Raw genomic sequence first — 18,265 nt, forward strand, 5'->3', positions numbered from 1 at the left:
TTCCGGCGTGGAACGTGCATGATCGGCGGGCGCGTGGGCAGGATGTGCGCGCGGGGCATCGGACGGGCGCACGGAGGTCGGCACATGGGCGGGGACGCGGACGACGAGCGGACGATGGGTTCCGCCGCGGCGGCTGTGGTGCACCAGCTCGCCCAGCGGCGGGAGACCCTGGCCACGGTCGAGTCGCTCACCGGCGGGCTGCTCGCCGCCACCGTGGTGGAGATCGCCGGGGCGAGCGCGGTCTACCGGGGCGGGTTCGTGGTCTACGCCACGGAACTGAAGGCCACCCTGGCCGGCGTACCCGAGGATCTGCTCGACGCTCGCGGCCCGGTCGACCCGGACGTGGCGGTGGCTCTCGCGGAGGGTGGTCGTCGGCGCTGCGGTGCCGACTGGGGTCTGGCGACGACGGGCGTGGCCGGCCCTGAGCCGCAGGACGGCAAGCCCGTCGGGCTGGTCTACGTCGCGGTGGCCGGCCCGGGCGGCACCGACGTGCGGCGGCTGGACCTCGACGGTGGGCGTACCCACATCCGGGACGAGGCGGTCACCGCGGTGTTGCGGCTGCTCGTGGAGCACATCCGCGTCGTCAGGGTGGACGGCTGAGCGCCGCGGGGGTCGGTGTCCGTGCCCCGGCGGGGCCGCCCGCCGATCCGGACGCCGGGTGCCCGGGTGGCGACAGGGCGCACCGGACACCCAGATCGGACGCCGGGGTGGGATGTCGCGAGAGCCCGTAACGGGTACGGTTGCGGGAAAGCTCCGACGTCCGGAGCCGGGGCGGCCCACCGCGCCGGAACGGCCGACGGCTGCGACAGTGTGACCCTCAGGGGGAGGTGCGATGGTCCTGCTACGCCGGGTGATCGGTGACGCACTGCGGGCGCGCCGGCAGGGGCAGCACCGCACCCTGCGCGAGGTCTCCTCCGCCGCCAACGTGAGCCTCGGCTACCTGTCCGAGATCGAGCGCGGCCAGAAGGAGCCGTCCAGCGAACTGCTGGCCGCGATCTGCGAGGCGCTCGGTGCCCGCCTGTCGGAGCTGCTACGCGAGGTCAGCGACACGGTCGCCCTCGCCGAGCAGATGCCCGGCGTGCTGGTGCCGGTGCAGGACGAGCCGGCCGAGCCGACGCCGGTCGCCGCCGCCTCGGTGCGCAAGGCCACCAACCGTGGGGTCCGTCAGGTCACCACCGACGGCACGGTCGCCGTCCAGGTCCGGCAGGACTCGCCGCTCAAGGCCACCCTCCGCAGCACCCGGGTCCGTCCCGCCGAGCGGGACGTGGTCTGCGCCGCCTGAGCGCATCGCGCTGCGTGGTCGGGCTGGCCGCTGCCGCGTAGGGTTGATCCCGGGCAGTTCCGGTCGTCGTCCCCGCTCGCCGGTACGGACGCCGGGTTGGCGTCCGGCTGGGACGATGGGAAGCCAGTGCCGCCCCACGGCGGGGCCGGCCGTTCCGATCGTCGGGCGCAGCGAGGCTACTGAGGGGATATCACCGAGATGGCTAACCCGTTCGTCAAGGGTTGGAAGTACCTGATGGCGCTGTTCGGCGCCCGGATCGACGAGCACGCGGATCCGAAGGTGCAGATCCAGCAGGCCATCGAGGAGGCCCAGCGCCAGCACCAGGCCCTGGTGCAGCAGGCCGCCGCCGTGATCGGCAACCAGCGTCAGCTGGAGATGAAGCTGTCCCGGCAGATGTCCGAGGTCGAGACGTTGCAGTCCAACGCCCGCCACGCCCTCGTCCTCGCCGACCAGGCCCGCGCCCGCGGCGACGAGGCCGAGGCCGGCCGCTACGAGCAGTCGGCGCAGACCCTCGCCACCCAGTTGGTCGCCGCCGAGCAGGCCACGGAGGACCTGAAGACGCTGCACGACCAGGCGCTCGGTGCCGCCGGGCAGGCCCGTCGGGCGGTGGAGAACAACTCGATGATCCTCCAGCAGAAGCTCGCCGAGCGTTCGAAGCTGCTCAGTCAGCTGGAGCAGGCCAAGATGCAGGAGACGGTGGCGCGCTCGCTGGAGTCGATGTCCGCGCTCACCGCGCCCGGCACCACCCCCACCCTCGACGAGGTGCGTGACCGCATCGAGCGCCGCTACGCCAACGCGATGGGCCGCGCCGAACTGGCCAGCAACTCCGCCGAGGGGCGGATGCTGGAGATCCAGAAGGCGACCATCGACTCGGCGGGTTCCGCCCGGCTGGAGCAGATCCGCTCCAGCATGGCCGGCGAGCAGCTCGGCGGCCAGCAGGAGCAGCCGGCGGTGGCGCAGGACAGCTCCGCCGCCGACCAGGCGGGGGCGTCCCGCCTCGACGAGATCCGCGCCAGCATGACCCGCGACCGGGGTGCCGGCGGCACCACCGCCGCCGGCTGACCGGCCGGTCCGAGGAGGTAGAGGGTGGCAGACGAGCGTACGCGGTACTTCCGGCGCCTCGACCGGCTGCGCCGGTCCGCCCGCCGGTGGAGCGTTCTCGCCGGTGGGCTCGGCGGGGCGACGGCGGTCCTGACCCCGTACGCCGGGCTGGGCCTGCCCGACGCGGCATGGGCCGCCGGGGCGGGTGGTGCGGTCGCCCTCACCGCCTGGCGCTGGATCGACCTGCGGGCCCTGGCCGCCCGACCCGCGCCTCCCCCGCTCGACCCGGCGGAGGCCGCCGCCCGGTCCCGGGCCCGACTCGTCGCCGCCGTGGAGCGCCTGCCCGTCGGCCCCGGCGTGCTCGCCGAGGTGCGCCGGGTGCGGTCCCGGGTGGCGCTGCGCGGCACCAGCGCGGCGCAGCCGTGGGCCCGCCTCGACCGGGCCTCGCTCACTCTCGCCGGCATGACCGGCCGGCTGACCGGCCTCGCCGAGCCCGCGGTGCGGGAGGCGGCGGCCGCCGACCGGTCCCTGCGTGACCTGGCCGACCGGGTCGCCAGCGTCGAACGGGCGCTGCGGCTCGCCCCGCCGGACGCCCGACCGCCGCTGACCGAGGCGCACCGGGCGTTGACCGGCCAGTTGGAGGCGGGCGTGTCCGCGTACGAACGGCTGGTGGTGGCCGCCGCCGGTTACCTCGCCGAGGACTACCGTCCCGACGCCGCCGACCCGGCCGCGACCCGGCTGACCGAGGCGACCGACCTGCTGCACGGCGTCGCCGCCGCCCTGGCGGAACTCCGCTCGGGCGGTGCCCAGGTGCGCCCCACCTGAGCGTCACGGCGGCGTCGTCACGGTCACCGGCCCCGAGTACGGGGAGGTGCCGACCACGTTGAACGACCGGATCCGGTAGTGGTAGGTGACGCCCCGGGCGAGCCCGGTGTTGGTGAAGCCCCGGCCGGTGACCGTGAACGTGGCCAGGTCCCGGCTGAACGCCGGGTCCAGGGCCCGCTGCACGGTGAAGCCCGCGCCCGGCCCCGCCGTCGTGCCGGCCGCCCAGCCCAGCACCACCGTCGCCAGGTCCGGCGCCGGCGCGCTCGCGGTGACGCTCAGCGCGCTGGGCGGGTTCGGTCGTGGCGGGGTGGTCACCGTGGCCACGGTCGACCAGGCCGAGGCGGCACCCAGGTACGTGGTCCGCACCCGGTAGTAGTAGGTGGTCTCCGGGGCCACGGCGGTGTCCAGGTGCTGGTCGCCGACGCCCACCGCGGTCGTCCCCGGCCCGCTGGTGAACGTCGGATTGGTGGCCCGCTGCACGTCGAGGCCGGTGGCGAAGGACCGGTTGGCCCAACGCAGCGCCACCCGCAGCGGGGCCGCCGGGGGGATCGCGGCGGTCAGTCCCGCCGGGGCGGTGAGTTCGACGGTGGCGGGCACCCCGTTCGACCAGGCGGAGCAGCTGACGGCGTTCTCCGCCCGGATGCGGTAGTGGTAGGTCACTCCCGGCGTGACCGTCGCGTCGGTGTAGCGGGACGCCGTCGCCGCCACGGTGATGACGGTCAGCTCCCGGGTGAAGCCGGCGTCGGTGGCCCGTTGGAGCAGGTGGCTGCTGGCCGATGGTCGGCTGCCGTTGCCGGTCCAGGTCAGGGTGATCGCCGGCAGGGCGGTCGCCGAGCCGGGTGCCGGGTTGGCCGTCAACCCGGTGGGTGCCTGGGGGGAGACCCGCAGCACCAGCGGTCGGCTCGCCCCCTGGTCGCGGTGCCCGGCCAGCCGGCTCGACCAGCGGTACTCCCAGCCCAGGTTGACGGGCTGGTTGAGCACCGTCGTGGGCCGGCCGTCGAAGGGGCTGACCGGGGTGCCGTCGAGCCGTACACCGCTCGGGCGGGTCGGGTCCAGCAGGCGGACACTGTCACCGACCTTGAAGGGCAGGGGGGGCGCCACGGGCCGCAGCGCCACCACCACGTCCTCCCGGGGGTCGACGCGAACCACCTGCCGCCAGCCCAGCTCGCCCGGCTGCGGCGGGCGGATCGTCCCGTCCCGCCCGACCCGGTTCACCACCTGCACCTCTACCCCGTCGAACTGCACCGGGTGCGTCTGCCGGGCGTCACCGCGGATGCGCCACAGCTGGGTGCCGTCGGCCGGTGCCCCCACCGCCACCGTGGGGTCGGTGACCAGCACGACCTCCGTGGCCGGGTCGGTGGGGCCCAGCGACAGCGTGTCGGGGGACAGCGGGCCGGCGTTCGGATGCCCGACCCCGAGCCGGCCGGTGAGCCGCCCGTGGCCGGGTTCGAACGCCTGCCGGACCGCCTTGACCGCCAGCGGCAGGGTGACCGGCGTGGCGCTGCCCGCCGGGGTGAACGTGACCGTGGTGGCGTGCACCGGCACCGTCGTGTCCCGGGCGGTACGGGTGCCGAACGCCGGATCGTACGCCGGCTGCGGCACGATCGGTGGCCGCTGGGCGGTGGCGTACGCGCCGGGCAGCCGGGCCCGCAGCCGCTCCCAGTCGTACGGCGCCTCCGGCGTGCCGGTCACCCGGAACTGCACGAGCGTGCGGGTGTTCGGGCCGTACCCGGGCAGGGTGGGCGGTGCCCCACCCCCGGCGGTGCGGTCGGGGGCGCCGGTGTGGTGGTCGTACCGGGGGTCGGCCGCCGGCAGCGGGGCCGGGCAGTCGTTGTAGAGGATCAGGGTGCTGCCCGGGGCCACTTCGGCGAAGTCGACGAGGACGTCGGCGCGTTCACCGGGGGCCAGCAGCAGGGCCGGGCAGTCGACGTTGAGCACCGTCGCGTCACGCCGGTCGTACCGGAAGCCCACCGGGCGGTTCGCCACCGCCACCGGGGCCGGCAACAGCCCGCACTCGTTGCCGATGCGTACCAGTTCGGGGCCGGCGGCCCGTGGGTCCGGCACGCCGCCCACCCGCCCGTCGGTCGGCCAACCGGTCGGGCGGTCCGGCGCGGGTACGGCCGCCACCATCGGCACCTCACCGGCGTCCCCGGCTGCCAGCCCGCCGTCCGGCCCCCACATGGGTGCGTCGGAGACGGCCCGGTACAGCTGGAGGTTCAGGGAGCGGTCCGTGCAGGCGTTGAGGATCCGGAACCGGTACAGCCGTGGCTCCACCTCCAGGTACGGGTAGGCCACGCCGTTGACGAGCACCGTGTCCCCGTACGCCTCGGGCACCGCCGACGGGTGCGGCACCTGCGGGGCCTCCGGCGGTTCGTCCGGGTCGGTCAGCGGGTCGTGGTGCGGGTTCGGCGCGGGCCCGGCGGCGTCCGCTCCGTCGGCGGTACGCGACCACGGCCCGTACTCCCAACGCCCGGCCGGGTTGGTCCCGTCCGCGCGGTACGGGTTCTGCCGTGCCTGGTAGACGTGCGGGAACCACAGGCTGCCCCGGGCCCCCCACCGGTCCCGGTCCCAGGTCGGGTCCTGCGCGGCGAGCTGGGTGTCGTCGGGTACGAAGGTCTTGTCCTCGAACACCAGGGGCCACTGATCCGCCGGCAGGACGCCCTCGGCGATCAGGTCGTCCTCGACCGGGTCGGTGATCAGGTAGAGCGCCACCTGCCCCGAGTAGCAGGTCAGCCGGGACAGTCCCTGGGTGTTGTCGTGGAACCACAGCAGCCGGCCGCTCTGGTCGTTGGGCAGGTACAGCGTGGTGGCACCGCGGCCGGGGGGCGGCATGTCCGGCACGTGGGTCAGGCCGGGCCCCGTCGGGTACGGCGTGATCTCGCCCGCCGGGGCGACCCACTGTCCGGGGTTGCCGGCGCTGGTCCATCCGGTCAGCGCTCCCGACAGGTGCAGTACGGCCCGGTTCTGCGGGTAGGGGGCGGGCCCGTCGAGCGGACCGGTGCCCGCCCCGGCCACTGTGGTGTCGACGGGCAGGAACAGTTCGCCGGCCCGGCCGGTGGGTAACTGGTTGATGAACTTGATCCGGACGGGCCGGCCCCGCCGCGCGGTGATCACCGGGCCCAGGTGCCAGGGCCGTTCCGGCGGCACCACCGTGTTGTGGCCGTCGGGGTCGGTGCCCAGGTTGATCTGCCGGTAACCGCGCAGCCGGGTGGCCGGCAGGTCCCGGTGCAGCCGCTGCGCGTACTCCTGGAGACTGATCTCGTAGTAGTCGCAGCCCGGGTAGGTGACGGTGTCCGGCACCGCCACCGGCAGGTGGGCACCCCGCGTGCCGGGCCGGGGGCCGAGCCCCGGCAGGGCGTCGACGAACTTGCGGATCCCGGTGCCGGGCACCAGGCGACCGGCTGCGTCGACCACCGGCAGGGGGCTGTGTGCGTGGTTCGGCACCGCACCGAAGCACCGGGGCACGGCAGCCGGGTCGAGGCTGGCCGGCGCAGCCTCCGAATGCCGGGGCGGGTCCGGGGTGTCGTCGGGGTCGGTCCGGGCGGTCGGCACCGGCGGGCCGTCCGCTGCCACGCCGCCGGGTCCGGTACGGGTGTCGCGGCCGATCCACGTCGACCGGAGCTTGCGGAACACGGCCATGGTTCTCCCCGGGGCCGGGCGCGGCGGCCACCACCCCGGCGGGGCGACCGTGAGCGCGCTTCGTTGACGGTCCGTGAGCACTCAACCGCAGCATGCGACGTCGACGGCCGGGTGAGGAAGTACCCAATCGTCCCTATCTCCCACCTGCCCGGCGTGTCGTCGATGCCACCCCGGCGGTCGTCCGCCCGGAGGACTTCCGGGCCCTTCCGGGAGGGGCGCCGAGCGGCGCGGGGGAGCCGGTCAGGCTGGCGGTGGGGGGCCGGGTTGGCAGGTGGGGCACCAGTAGGTGACCCGTCCGCCCAGATCCTGGTGGCGGATGGCTGTGCCGCAGCGCCGGCACGGCTGGGCGCGTCGGCCGTACACGTGACTGGTCTGCCCGCGACGCAGCGAGCCGGTGGTGCTCTGCGTCCAGCGGCCCCGGTTCGCGGCGAGCAGCCGCTGCGCCAGGGCGACCGTGCCGGCCAGGTCGGGGACCTGCCGCACCGGGGTCCACGGCGAGAGGCCGCGCAGGAACAGCACCTCGCACTTGTAGAGGTTGCCGACACCGGCCAGGTTGCGCTGGTCGAGCAGGGCCTCGCCGATGGTGGCGTCGGGGTGGGCGGTCAGCCGGCGCACCGCCTCCACCGGGTCCCAGTCGGGGCCGAGCAGGTCGGGGCCGAGGTGGCCGACCAGGGTGCCCTCGTCGGCGGTGGGGAGTAGCGCCACCTCGTGCAGGTGGTGACCGACGGCCACCGCCTGCGGGCTGCGCAGCACCACCCGGATCAGGTGGGCGGGCCGGGCGGCCCACCGCTCACCCGGCGCGTACGCCCGCCAGGCCCCGTCCATCCGCAGGTGGGAGTGCAGTGTCCAGCGGCCCCCGGTGCCGGGGGTGGGACCGCCACCGGACTCCGGGGCGGCGAGGCGCAGCAGCAGGTGTTTGCCCCGGCTGGCGGACTCACGCACGGTCCAACCGGTGAGGTCGGTGGCGGCGAGTTGCGGCACCCGGAAGTCGCTTCCGGTGAGCCGGGCGCCGGCCAGCGCGCGGTGCAGCACGCGGGCGGTGTTCCAGACGGTGTCGCCTTCGGGCACCCTGCCATCCTCCCTCGTCCGAGCGAAATTCGCATGTATCGCTATTTGTACTTAGGTTCCTATCGATCAGCGTAAAAGGCACTATCAGGGAGTTCTGAGGAGAACGCTATGAATCGCTCCCCGCGTCGCCCACGTCCCGCCGTCCTCGCCTGCGCCCTCGTCACCCTCCTGCCGGTCTCCCTGCTGCCGGGCCCCGCCGTCGCGTCCCCCGGGCGCGACCGCTGGGAGACCGACCTCAGCCTCGTCGACGGCGACGACGTCAACGTCCGATACTCCCGTTCCGGCCTGCGCCTGGCCGACGCCCGGCCGGCGCCGCCCACCGCCGGCGGTCCGCACCGTGCCGGCGGTCCGGATCGTGCCGGCGGTCCGGATCGTGCCGGCGCCGAGGGCATGCAGCTGTCCGCGCCGCGCCGGCTCCACCGGCCCGCCACCCGGATCCGCGCCGAGGTCACCGCCACGGTCAACGGCGGCGCCGTCGTCGTCACCCAGGTGCGTGGCTGGCGCCCCAGCGGCTGGTCCGAGTGGCGGGAGGCCACCCCGGCGGCCGTCTTCGACCGGCCGGTGCGCACCGTGCAGACCCGGATCGTGATCGTCGCCGGCCCGGCGGGCGGCGGCGTCGAGGTGCGGGCCGTCCGGCTCACCGCCGACCGGACCACCACCGCCCCCGACCGGGCCACCGCCCCGGCGGCCACCGCCGCCACCCCGGGCCTCACCTTCCGGGTGTACGCTACCCGGATCGGCCTGGTCGGCCAGGTCACCGCCAACGGGCACACCGTGCGGGCCCGGGACCACTTCGTCGCGCTGCCGTCACGGCGTGGCCTGTCCCCGCGCAACTCCGGCGACTACACCGTGCGGGTCTGCACCACCACCGGCAGCCGCTGCGAGTACGCCCCCGTGTGGGACGTCGGCCCGTGGAACACCCGCGACGACTACTGGAACATCAGCGGCGTACGGGAGAACTGGAAGAGCCTGCCGCAGGGCCGGCCGCAGGCGCAGGCCGCGTACCAGAGCGGCTACAACGGCGGGCGGGACCAGTTCGGCCGGGTGGTGCTCAACCCGGCCGGCGTGGACCTCGCCGACGGCACTTTCTGGGACGGGCTGCAACTGACCACCAACGCCTGGGTCGACGTGGCGTACCTGTGGACCGGCACCGGCCCCCGGGGCGTCGTCGGTGACGGCCCGCTGAACATCCGCACCGGTGCCAGCACCGCCTATCCGTCGCGCGGGCTGGCGGCGCGGTACGCCAGCGTGCCCATCCAGTGTTTCGTCACCGGGCAGACGGTGGCCGGCCCGTACCGCACCACGAGCCGGTGGGACCGGCTGGCCGGCGGCCAGTACGTCAGCCACGCCTTCATCTCGGCCGTCTGGGGCGGCACCGTGCCCCGCTGTTAGTCGGTGCGTCGGCCCCGAAGTGTCGCCCTGATCCGGGCGGGCCCGGCGTGACGCCGAGCCCGCCCGGATCGCGGTCCGGCCTGTCTCAGATGTGTGGGATCTCGCCCTGCGGCTTGTGCACCTGCACGCCCGCGAACGGGTGGTGCGTCGAGTCGGTCATGCTCACCGTGCGAGCGGCGCGAGCCTGAACTGCTGGTTGGCTTGTCCGTGGCAGTCGTACAGCTGGATCTGGGCACCGTTGGTGGTGCTCCAGACGTCGAGGCATCGTCCGGATTGCACGCTGCTGATGGTGCCGTTGGAGTTGACGTTCCACTGTTGGTTGGTCTGGTTGTGGCAGCTGTAGATCTGGATGGCCGCACCGTTGCCGGAGCCCGCGGCGTCCAGGCACCTGTCGCCGTACACGCGTAGTTGCTTGTTCGTGGTGTACGTCCATGCCTGGTTGGGCTGCCTGTTGCAGTCGTAGAGCTGGACCCGGGTGCCGTTGTTGCGTGAGGCGTTGGGTACGTCGACGCACCGGCCCGACTGGATGCCGACGATCTCGCTGGCGGAGGTGGGTGGCGACGTGGGGGTGGGCCCCGGCGTGGTGGGCGTCGGAGTGGGCGTGGGGCCGGCGCTGTTCAGCGCGTCCAGAGTGGCCGTGTAGGCGGCCTTCTTGTTGCCGTTGCAGTCGAAGAGCAGCGGGGTGCCGCCGGAGCGCCACGAGTCACAGTCCCGTACCCCCCACACGGTGACTCCGTTGCAGCGGGCCACGGCCAGGCAGTCGTTGACCACGTTGCGGTAGGTGTTGGCCTGCGTGGTGCCGGAGCCCTCGATGTCCAACTCGGTGACCTGCACGTCCACCCCGAGTGCGGCGAAGCTGGACAGCGTGGTGCGGTAGTTGCTGTGGTACGGCGAGTTGGCGTTGAAGTGCGACTGGAACCCGACGCAGTCGATCGGCACGCCACGCTGCTTGAAGTCGCGCACCATGTTGTACACCGCCTGGGTCTTGGCCCAGGTCCAGTTGTCGGTGTTGTAGTCGTTGTAACAGAGCTTCGCGCCCGGGTCGGCGGCCCGCGCGGCGCGGAACGCCGCCTCGATCCAGTCGTTGCCGGTGCGCTGCAGGTTCGAGTTGCGACGGGCGCCGCTGTTGCCGTCCTCGAACGCCTCGTTCACCACGTCCCACGAGTCGATCTTGCCCCGGTAGTAGGTGGCCACCCGCGTGACGTGGTTCAGCATCGCGTTGCGCAGCGCGGTGCCCTCCATGCTCTGCATCCAGCCCGGCTGCTGCGAGTGCCAGGCCAGGGTGTGGCCCCGGACCTTCCAACCCCGGGAGATGGCGTGGTTGACGATCCGGTCCGCGTTGGCGAAGGTGAAGGTGTTCTGCTGCGGCTCGGTCGCGTCGATCTTCATCTCGTTCTCGGGGGTCACACTGTTGAACTCCCGATTCAAGATCGTCGTGTACGCGTTCTCGTTGAGCTTGCCGGCCGCGACGGCGGCACCGAAGTACCGGCCGGACTGGGCCGCAGCCGCGCCCAGGGTCGACTCGGCGGCCTGGGCGAGGTTGGGAAGCAGGGACACGGCCAGGACCGCAACTATCGCTACGGTTCCGGAAAGGGACAGTGCTCGTAGTCGGGTAGGCCCGGCGGGACGGGTCCGGGAACTCATGCTGATCCTCCAGGTGGATGGCTGGCTCTGGTCGCCCGCCGTAGGTGGTTGCGGGCGCTGGCTCTCAGGTGGTGGCGTGATCAGTAATGGCGTGATCAGTGGTGGAGCGATCTTTCGGCAGGTGGGATGCCTGATGGTCGCGTGAGGCGCCTCCAAGGGCCGGACAGGCCATGTGAACGTTCACGGATATCGACGGCTATCAGGCTGACAGAAAGTTCCGGGTTCTTCAACCGGTAGTTTCGGCGTTTTGCCGATAGTTTCGGCCGCCCCCCCGCGCGGTCGTCCACCGGGCGACCGTGACCGCTGTGGCAGTCCGGGTGTGTGTGAGACCCGGATCGGCCTGGTCGGTCAGGTCACCGCCGTGCCACGCGGCCAGTCGCCGAGGCGGGTCAGCGCAGCCGGCCGGCGCCGGGCCCGTTGCTGCCGAGGGTGTCCCCGGGATCGGTCAGCGCGCACCGTCCCAGGGACAGGCAGCCGCAGCCGATGCGGTCCGGCAACTCGTCGCGCAACTGCCCGAGCAGCGTCATCCGCGCGTCGAGGTCGTCGCGCCAGCAGTCGCTGACGCGCCGCCAGTCCTTCTCGGGCGGCGTGCGGCCGTCGGGCAGCAGGGCCAACACGTCGGGCAGCAGGGCCAACACGTCAGGCAGCAGGGCCAACACGTCGAGGATCAGGGACAGCGGGATCCCGAACCGCTGTGACGCCTTGATGAACGAACGCTATCCGGCGCAGCGGGTCGCGGTCGTGGCGGCGTTGGTTGCCCGAGGTGCCGCGCTCGCGGTGGCCCTGGCACTCGTGGTGGCCCTGCCGAGAAGCCGGGCGGCCATCGCCCGCGCGGCGGAGGGACGTCGGGCCGGTGCCGGCCGGGCGGTCAGCCCGCCAGCCGCAGCACGTCCCCGGCGGCGACCGCGAGCAGGTCGGCGGCCCGGCCGCCGTTGACCGCCACGGCCACCAGCCCCGCCGAGTCCGCGTGCACCACCAGGCCGCCGGGGTCGGCGTCGCCGAAGGTACGTCCCCGCACGGCCGTCCGCCCCGCCACCGTGACCGCGGTGGGCAGTGGATCCAGCAGGGCGGCGGGGGCGGCGAGTTGCACGTTGCCGAAGTGGTCCACGGTGAGCACCTCGGCGGTGAAGCCGCCCGGCTCGGGGCGGACCACCGGTGCCGGCAACCGGACCAGGGTGGCCGGGGCCACGGCCGGTCCGGCGTCGTCCAGTGGTGCGCCCAGCGCCAGCCGGGCGGCCACCGGCGCGAACACGTCCCGGCCGTGGAAGGTGGCCGAGACCCGGGGTGCCAGCCAGGCCGGGTTGGTCAGCTCCACGGCGGCGGTGATGCCGCCGAGAACCTGCGCGGCGTCGGGCAGCAGGCCGTTGTCGGGTCCGACCAGCAGCCCGTTCGGTGTGGCCAGGGCGATGCCCCGGCGGGCGGTCCCGACTCCCGGGTCGACCACCGCGACGTGCACCCCCACCGGCAGGTACGGCACCGTCTGCGCCAGCACCGCCGCGCCCCGGCGCACGTCGCCGGGCGGCACCAGATGGGTCACGTCGAGAACCCGGGCGGCGGGTGCCAGCCGGGCGATCACCCCGTGGCAGGCGGCGACGAAGCCGTCGGTGAGGCCGTAGTCGGTGGTCAACGAGATCGGATCGGCCATGCCCGGCAGGCTAGTCGACACGCGTGCCCCCTGGTCGGCGCGCGGCCCGGACATCGCGCGTGCCCCCTGGTCGGCGCGAGGCCCGGGCGTCGCACGTGCCCCCGGGCGTCGCACGTGCCCCCTGGTCGGCTGGGCGCGTTCGGGTGGCCTGGTGGGCCGGTGCGGTCGATGTGGTGGCGGATTCGCGACAGGGCTGTGGCCGACCAGCCACTGCCCATCGACGCGACCGTTGGGCAGACTGCCAGGGTGAGCCTCCGCAGCCTGCCCGTCGTCACCCTGCTCGTGATCGCCACCGCACTCACCGCCGCCTGCGGCGACGACGACCGGTCGCCGGCCGCGGCACCGGGGGTGACGGGGAGTCCCACGGCCGGGGTGGACGCGGTCCCGCCGGAGGGCGGCGCACCCGCCACCGCCACCGCCGTTCCGACTCCCGTGCCGCCGGGCGCGGCGTCGCCGGCACCCGTCGTTCCGAGCACCCGGGGCACCACCGAGCATCGACCGGCCAGCCCGCCCCCGGTGGTGCTGCCGCCGCGCCCGACGTCCGCGCCGAGCGCACGGGACGTCGTCGCCGCGTTCCGGGCCGCCGGGCTGAAAGTGCCCAACGCCCGGGACCGTTCCGTCGACTGCGGCCCGGACGGGATGGGGCTGGGCTGCTCGGAGCTGATCGCCACGGACACGGTGACCGTCTACGTCTTCCCCGACGAGGTCGCCGCCGCCGACATCGCCGAACAGTGGGCCGGCGGGGCGTACCGCAGGGGCGAGGTGGTGCTCAACTACCTGGAGGCCCCGACCCCGGCCGCCATGCGCCCCGCCTACGCCAAGGTCCTCGACCGGCTGCGCTGACCGCGCCAGCCGCGAGCGCGGCGTGGGCGGCGCTCCGGTGCGGCGTGACCTGTGCGGTGCCATGTGTGCGGTGCTTCGGGTGCGGCGGAACGTGGGCGGTGCCACGGTGTGCGGATCCGGCCGGTGTGGCGGGTTCAGGAGCGCAGGCGCAGGCCACGGGGAGTGGCGCGGAAGCCGGCGGCGGTCAGGGCGTCGTGCAGCGGCGAGGACCGCACCGCTTCGCCGTCGGCGCGTTCGACCGAGATGGCACCCAGCGCTCCGGAGTGCACGGCGTCGGCGAGGGCCTTGCCGGCCGTGGCCAGCGGGTCGGGTTCGTCGGTGAACGACAGGATCGTCCGGCCGCCCCGCTCGACGTAGAGCACCAGGTCGCCGCCGGCCAGCACCACCAGCGCCCCGGCCTTGCGCCCGGCCCGGTGGCCCGTCGCCGGGGCCGTGCCGTCACCGGAGTCGACCACCCGCTCCGGCCAGGGCAGCGCCGCGCCGTACGGGTTCGCCGGGTCGGTGGCCGCCAGCACCAGCGCCGGCCCGCCCCGGCCCCGCCCGCCGTCGACCGGCTCGGCCAGAGCGCGGATCCGGTCGACCGCCCCCGGCACCGCGAACTGGGCCGCACCGAGCCCCTCCACGAAGTAGCCCCGCCGGGCCGCGCCGCGTTCCTCCAACGCGGACAGCACCGGGTACACGGCGGCGAAACCGCCGGTCACCTGCTCGGCCACCACCGCGCCCCGGGTGAGGACCCCGTGCCGTTCGAGCAGCACGTCGGCCAGGGCGGCGGCGCGGCGGGTCGGGTCGATGTCCCGTTCCGGCAGCCGTGACCAGCGACCGGCGACTGTCGGCGGGCCGCCCCGGCTGGGCAGCGCCACCCGGCCCGGACGGCGGTAGCGGGTGCGCGGTGTGGCGGGGCGGGCCCGGTGGGCACCGCCGCCGCCGAGGGCCGCCCGCAGCGGGGCCAGGGTGTCGTTGGTGAGGTGGCCGGCCCAGACGAGGTCCCACACGGCGGCGGCCAGCGCGGTGTCGTCGGTGGAACCCACCCGGTCGGACAGCGCCCGGAAGAACAGCGCCTGCCCGGCGCCGAGGGCGTCGAGCACCGCGTCGTGCACGGGGGTGCGGGTGAGTGCGTCGTCGGGCGGGGGGAGCAGCAGCGGCGCGACGTCGGCGTACGCCAGGGCGACCCAGCCGTCGCCGCCGGAGATCGCCCCGGCCCCCGCCCACAGCACCTCCCCGCTGGCACACAGCTCGTCGAGTTGGGCGGGGGAGTAGTCGGCGACCCGGGCCGGCAACACGAGTCGTTCCAGCGCGGACGCGGGCACCGTCACGCCCTGCAACTGCTCGACGGCGGCGGCGACGGCCTCCACCCCCGGGCCGAGGACCCGACCTGCTGCCAGCGGGGCAGGAACGCGGCCAGGGCGCGCGGCGCAACCGGCTCGATCTCCCGGCGCAGGGCGGCGAGGGAGCGGCGGCGCAGCAGCCGCAGCACCTCCGCGTCGCACCACTGGCTGCCGGCCGTGTCGGGGCTGAACTCGCCGGGAACCACCCGACCGGCGGCGGCGAGCCGGCGCAGTGTCTGCTCCACCACGAACACGCCGAGCCCGAACCGGGCCGCGCAGGTGGCGGCGGCGAACGGACCGTGGGTGCGGGCGTAGCGGGCGACGAGGTCGCCGAGTGGGTCGGCCACCGGCGTCAGGTACGCCTCGGCCACCCCGACGGGCAGAGCCACCCCGAGGGCGTCGCGCAGCCGGGCGGCGTCCTCCACCCCCACCCAGCGCTCCTGCCCGGCGATGCGGACCCGCAGTACCCGGCGGGCGGCGGCCAGCCCGGTCAGCCAGTCGTCGGGCACCCCGCGCGCGGCCAACTCCTCGTCGGCGAGGTCACCGACCACGCGGAGCAGTTCGACCACGTCCTCGGCGTCGCGGACGCGGCGCTGCTCGGTCAGCCAGCGCAGCTGACGCTCGGTCTCGGCGAGCACCGCCGGGTCGAGCAGCTCGCGCAGGTCGACCCGGCCGAGCAGTTCCCCGAGCAGGGCGGAGTCGAGCGCGAGCGCGGCGGCCCGGCGTTCGGCCAACGGCGCGTCGCCCTCGTAGAGGAACGCGCCGACGTAGCCGAACAGCAGGGACCGGGCGAACGGCGAGGGCTGGGGCGTCTCCACCTCGACCAGGCGCACCTTCCGGCTGGCCAGGTCGCGCATCAGGTCGGCCAGCGCGGGCTGGTCGAAGACGTCCTGGAGGCATTCCCGGGCCGCCTCCAGCGTGACCGGGAAGTCGGCGTACTCGCGGGCGACGTCGAGCAGTTGCGCGGCGCGCTGCCGCTGCTGCCACAGCGGTTGACGGCGGCGCGGGTCGCGGCGGGGCAGCAGCAGGGCACGGGCGGCGCACTCGCGGAACCGGGAGGCGAACAGCGCGGACGTGCCGACGGACTCCTCGACCAGCTGGGCGACCTCGTCGGGCTCGAAGACCACGACGTCGGCACCGGGCGGCTCCTCGGCGGTGTCGGGCAGGCGCACCACGATGCCGTCGTCGGAGGGCATCACCTGGGCGTCGACCCCGTAGCGCTCAGCGAGCCGGCGGCCGACGGCCAGGGCCCAGGGGCCGTTGACGCGAGCGCCGAGGACGCTGTGCACGGCCAGCCGCCAGTCGCCCAGCTCGTCGCGGAACCGTTCCACCACCACCGTGCGGTCGTCCGGCAACGCGCGGGTGGCCTCCCGCTGCTCCCGCAGGTATGCCATCAGGTTGCCGGCCGCCCAGTCGTCCAGCCCTCCGGCGCGCAACGCCGCCACCGCCTCGGCGTCGGGCTGGCGCAGCAGGGTGCGGACCCGGGCGCCGATCGCCCGCCCCAGCTCCACCGGCCGACCCAGCTGGTCGCCCTTCCAGAACGGCATCTTCGCGGCCTGCCCGGGGGCGGGGGAGACCAGCACCCGGTCGGGGGTGATGTCCTCGATGCGCCAGGAGGAGGAGCCGAGCAGGAACACGTCGCCGACGCGGGACTCGTAGACCATCTCCTCGTCGAGTTCGCCGACCCGGGCGGCGCGTTCGGCACCGGCGAGGAAGACACCGAACAGCCCACGGTCGGGGATGGTGCCGCCGCTGGTGACGGCGAGGCGCTGCGCGCCCGGCCGACCGGTGAGCACGTCGGCCGCGCGATCCCACACCAGGCGGGGGCGCAGCTCGGCGAAGGCGGTCGACGGGTAGCGGCCGGAGAGCATGTCGAGAACGGCGTGCAGGGCCGAGTCGGGCAGCTCGGCGAAGGGCGCGGCGCGGCGGACGACGACGGCCAGGTCGCCGACCCGCCAGGGCTCCAGCGCGACCATCGCGACGACCTGCTGGGCGAGCACGTCGAGGGGATTGCGGGGGTAGTGCAGCTCCTCGATCGCGCCGTCGGTCATCCGTTCGGCGACCACGGTGCAGGACAGCAGGTCGCCGCGGTGCTTGGGGAACACGACACCCCGGGAGACCGCGCCGACCTGGTGGCCGGCCCGGCCCACCCGTTGCAGCCCGGCGGCCACGCTGGGCGGGGCCTCGATCTGCACGACCAGGTCGACCGCGCCCATGTCGATGCCCAGCTCCAGGCTGGAGGTGGCGACCACGGCGGGCAGCTGACCGGACTTGAGCGCCTCTTCGATGTGCTTGCGTTCCTCGCGGGAGACGCTGCCGTGGTGGGCCCGGGCGATCACCGGGACCGCGCCGGCCGCCGCGCCGGCCTGCGCCATCAACTCCCCGGGGGTACGCCCCGGTCGCGCCGGCCCGGAGTGGTCGTATCCAGGCGTAGCGGCCCGGCCCGTCGCGGGGTCGGCGCTCACCGCCCGGCCCGTCGCGGGGTCCGCGGTCACCGCCCGCCCCTCCGCCGGCTCCTCGGCTGCCAGTTCGTTGAGCCGGGCGCAGAGCCGCTCGGCGGAACGCCGCGAGTTGGTGAACACGATCGTCGAGCGGTGTGCCCGGATCAGGGCCAGCACCCGCTCCTCGACGGCGGGCCAGATCGAGGCGCGGCGTGGGCCGGGGCCGCCGAGGTCGTCGGGCGGGGTCTCCTGCTCGTCGAGGCGGGTCATGTCCTCCACCGGGACCTGGACGCTGATCTCGATGGTCTTGGCGGTGGTGGTGGCGACCACCTCGACGGGGCGGGCACCGCCGAGGAATCGGGCGCAGAGGTCGACGGGCCGGACGGTGGCGGACAGGCCGATGCGCTGCGCGGGACGGGGCAGCAGCTCGTCGAGACGTTCCAGGGACAGCGCGAGGTGGGCGCCGCGCTTGGTGCCGGCCACGGCGTGCACCTCGTCGACGATGACCGTCTCGACGCCGCGCAGCGAGTCCCGGGCGGCGGAGGTGAGCAGCAGGAACAGCGACTCGGGGGTGGTGATCAGCACGTCCGGCGGGGTGCGGGCGAAGGCACGGCGCTCGTCGGTGGGCGTGTCGCCGGTGCGCATGCCGACGGTGATGTCGGGTGGGGCCACGCCGAGGCGGGTGGCGGCCTGCCGGATGCCCGCGAGGGGGGTGCGCAGGTTGCGTTCGACGTCGACCGCCAGGGCCTTGAGCGGGCTGACGTAGAGCACCCGGCAGCGACGTCGCGGCTCGGCGGGAGCCGACTCGCGGGCGAGTCGGTCGAGGGACCAGAGGAACGCGGCGAGGGTCTTGCCGGAGCCGGTGGGGGCGACGACCAGGGCGTTACGCCCGGCGGCGATCGCCCGCCAGGCGCCGGCCTGCGCGGCGGTGGGCGCCTCGAAGGCGGCGGTGAACCACTCGCGGGTCGCCGCGCCGAAGCCGTCGAGCACGCCGGCGGCCCTGGATTGCGTCACGTTCCCCATCCTGCCCCGCCGGTACGACAACCAACCGGTGCGGAGCGGGGACGTGTCCGGTGCGGCGTGCGAAGAGACGGTATGGAGCGTTCCGCACGTTAAGTCT

The 18,265-nt window shown here is 74.7% G+C and carries 11 protein-coding genes and 1 pseudogene; 6 read left to right on the plus strand and 6 right to left on the minus strand.

The window, feature by feature from the left end:
• Positions 1-84: 84 nt before the first annotated feature.
• The 4 genes from GA0070616_RS20255 (at position 85) to pspM (ending at position 3,148) form a co-directional block, all read left to right on the plus strand.
• Positions 85-600: a CinA family protein gene (locus tag GA0070616_RS20255; RefSeq protein WP_091085391.1), complete on the plus strand. Its 516-nt coding sequence runs from the start codon at positions 85-87 to the stop codon at positions 598-600.
• A 232-nt stretch (positions 601-832) separates the two neighbouring features.
• A complete protein-coding gene (locus GA0070616_RS20260; RefSeq protein WP_091085394.1) occupies positions 833-1,282 on the plus strand; it encodes a helix-turn-helix domain-containing protein in 450 nt (149 codons plus the stop codon).
• A gap of 198 nt (positions 1,283-1,480) precedes the next feature.
• Positions 1,481-2,344 (plus strand): PspA/IM30 family protein, encoded by an 864-nt coding sequence (locus tag GA0070616_RS20265; protein ID WP_091085398.1) that lies wholly within the window; start codon positions 1,481-1,483, stop codon positions 2,342-2,344.
• Between the two features lie 24 nt (positions 2,345-2,368).
• Entirely contained in the window at positions 2,369-3,148 is a 780-nt protein-coding gene (pspM, locus tag GA0070616_RS20270) for a phage shock envelope stress response protein PspM (protein WP_091085401.1), read from the plus strand.
• Positions 3,149-3,151: 3 nt separating this feature from the next.
• Here the strand turns inward: pspM and GA0070616_RS20275 are convergent, their stop codons facing one another.
• A complete protein-coding gene (locus GA0070616_RS20275) occupies positions 3,152-6,787 on the minus strand; it encodes a hypothetical protein (RefSeq protein WP_091085404.1) in 3,636 nt (1,211 codons plus the stop codon).
• Between the two features lie 240 nt (positions 6,788-7,027).
• On the minus strand, positions 7,028-7,855 hold the full coding sequence (locus tag GA0070616_RS20280; protein WP_091085410.1) for a DNA-formamidopyrimidine glycosylase family protein: 828 nt from the start codon (positions 7,853-7,855) through the stop codon (positions 7,028-7,030).
• Positions 7,856-7,963: 108 nt separating this feature from the next.
• Here GA0070616_RS20280 and GA0070616_RS20285 point away from each other — a divergent pair, with 108 nt between their 5' ends.
• Positions 7,964-9,247 (plus strand): hypothetical protein, encoded by a 1,284-nt coding sequence (locus tag GA0070616_RS20285; RefSeq protein WP_091085413.1) that lies wholly within the window; start codon positions 7,964-7,966, stop codon positions 9,245-9,247.
• 162 nt (positions 9,248-9,409) lie between these two features.
• Here the strand turns inward: GA0070616_RS20285 and GA0070616_RS20290 are convergent, their stop codons facing one another.
• The 3 genes from GA0070616_RS20290 to GA0070616_RS20300 form a co-directional block, all read right to left on the minus strand.
• Positions 9,410-10,891, minus strand: a complete 1,482-nt coding sequence (locus GA0070616_RS20290; RefSeq protein ID WP_091085417.1) for an endo-1,4-beta-xylanase — start codon at positions 10,889-10,891, stop codon at positions 9,410-9,412.
• Between the two features lie 389 nt (positions 10,892-11,280).
• Positions 11,281-11,547 carry a MerR family DNA-binding protein gene (locus tag GA0070616_RS20295; protein WP_245712841.1) on the minus strand — a complete coding sequence of 89 codons (267 nt, stop codon included), beginning with the start codon at positions 11,545-11,547 and terminating at the stop codon, positions 11,281-11,283.
• Positions 11,548-11,759: 212 nt separating this feature from the next.
• Positions 11,760-12,536: an S-adenosyl-L-methionine hydrolase gene (locus GA0070616_RS20300; protein ID WP_091085419.1), complete on the minus strand. Its 777-nt coding sequence runs from the start codon at positions 12,534-12,536 to the stop codon at positions 11,760-11,762.
• A 246-nt stretch (positions 12,537-12,782) separates the two neighbouring features.
• Between GA0070616_RS20300 and GA0070616_RS20305 the strand changes: the two genes are divergently transcribed.
• Entirely contained in the window at positions 12,783-13,379 is a 597-nt protein-coding gene (locus GA0070616_RS20305) for a hypothetical protein (protein ID WP_139128949.1), read from the plus strand.
• A gap of 134 nt (positions 13,380-13,513) precedes the next feature.
• On the opposite strand, the pseudogene GA0070616_RS20310 reads toward GA0070616_RS20305, so the two are convergent.
• Positions 13,514-18,168: pseudogene (locus GA0070616_RS20310) on the minus strand (ATP-dependent helicase).
• Positions 18,169-18,265: the final 97 nt, after the last annotated feature.

This window comes from Micromonospora nigra, from assembly GCF_900091585.1.
Classification (GTDB): Bacteria; Actinomycetota; Actinomycetes; order Mycobacteriales; family Micromonosporaceae; genus Micromonospora; species Micromonospora nigra.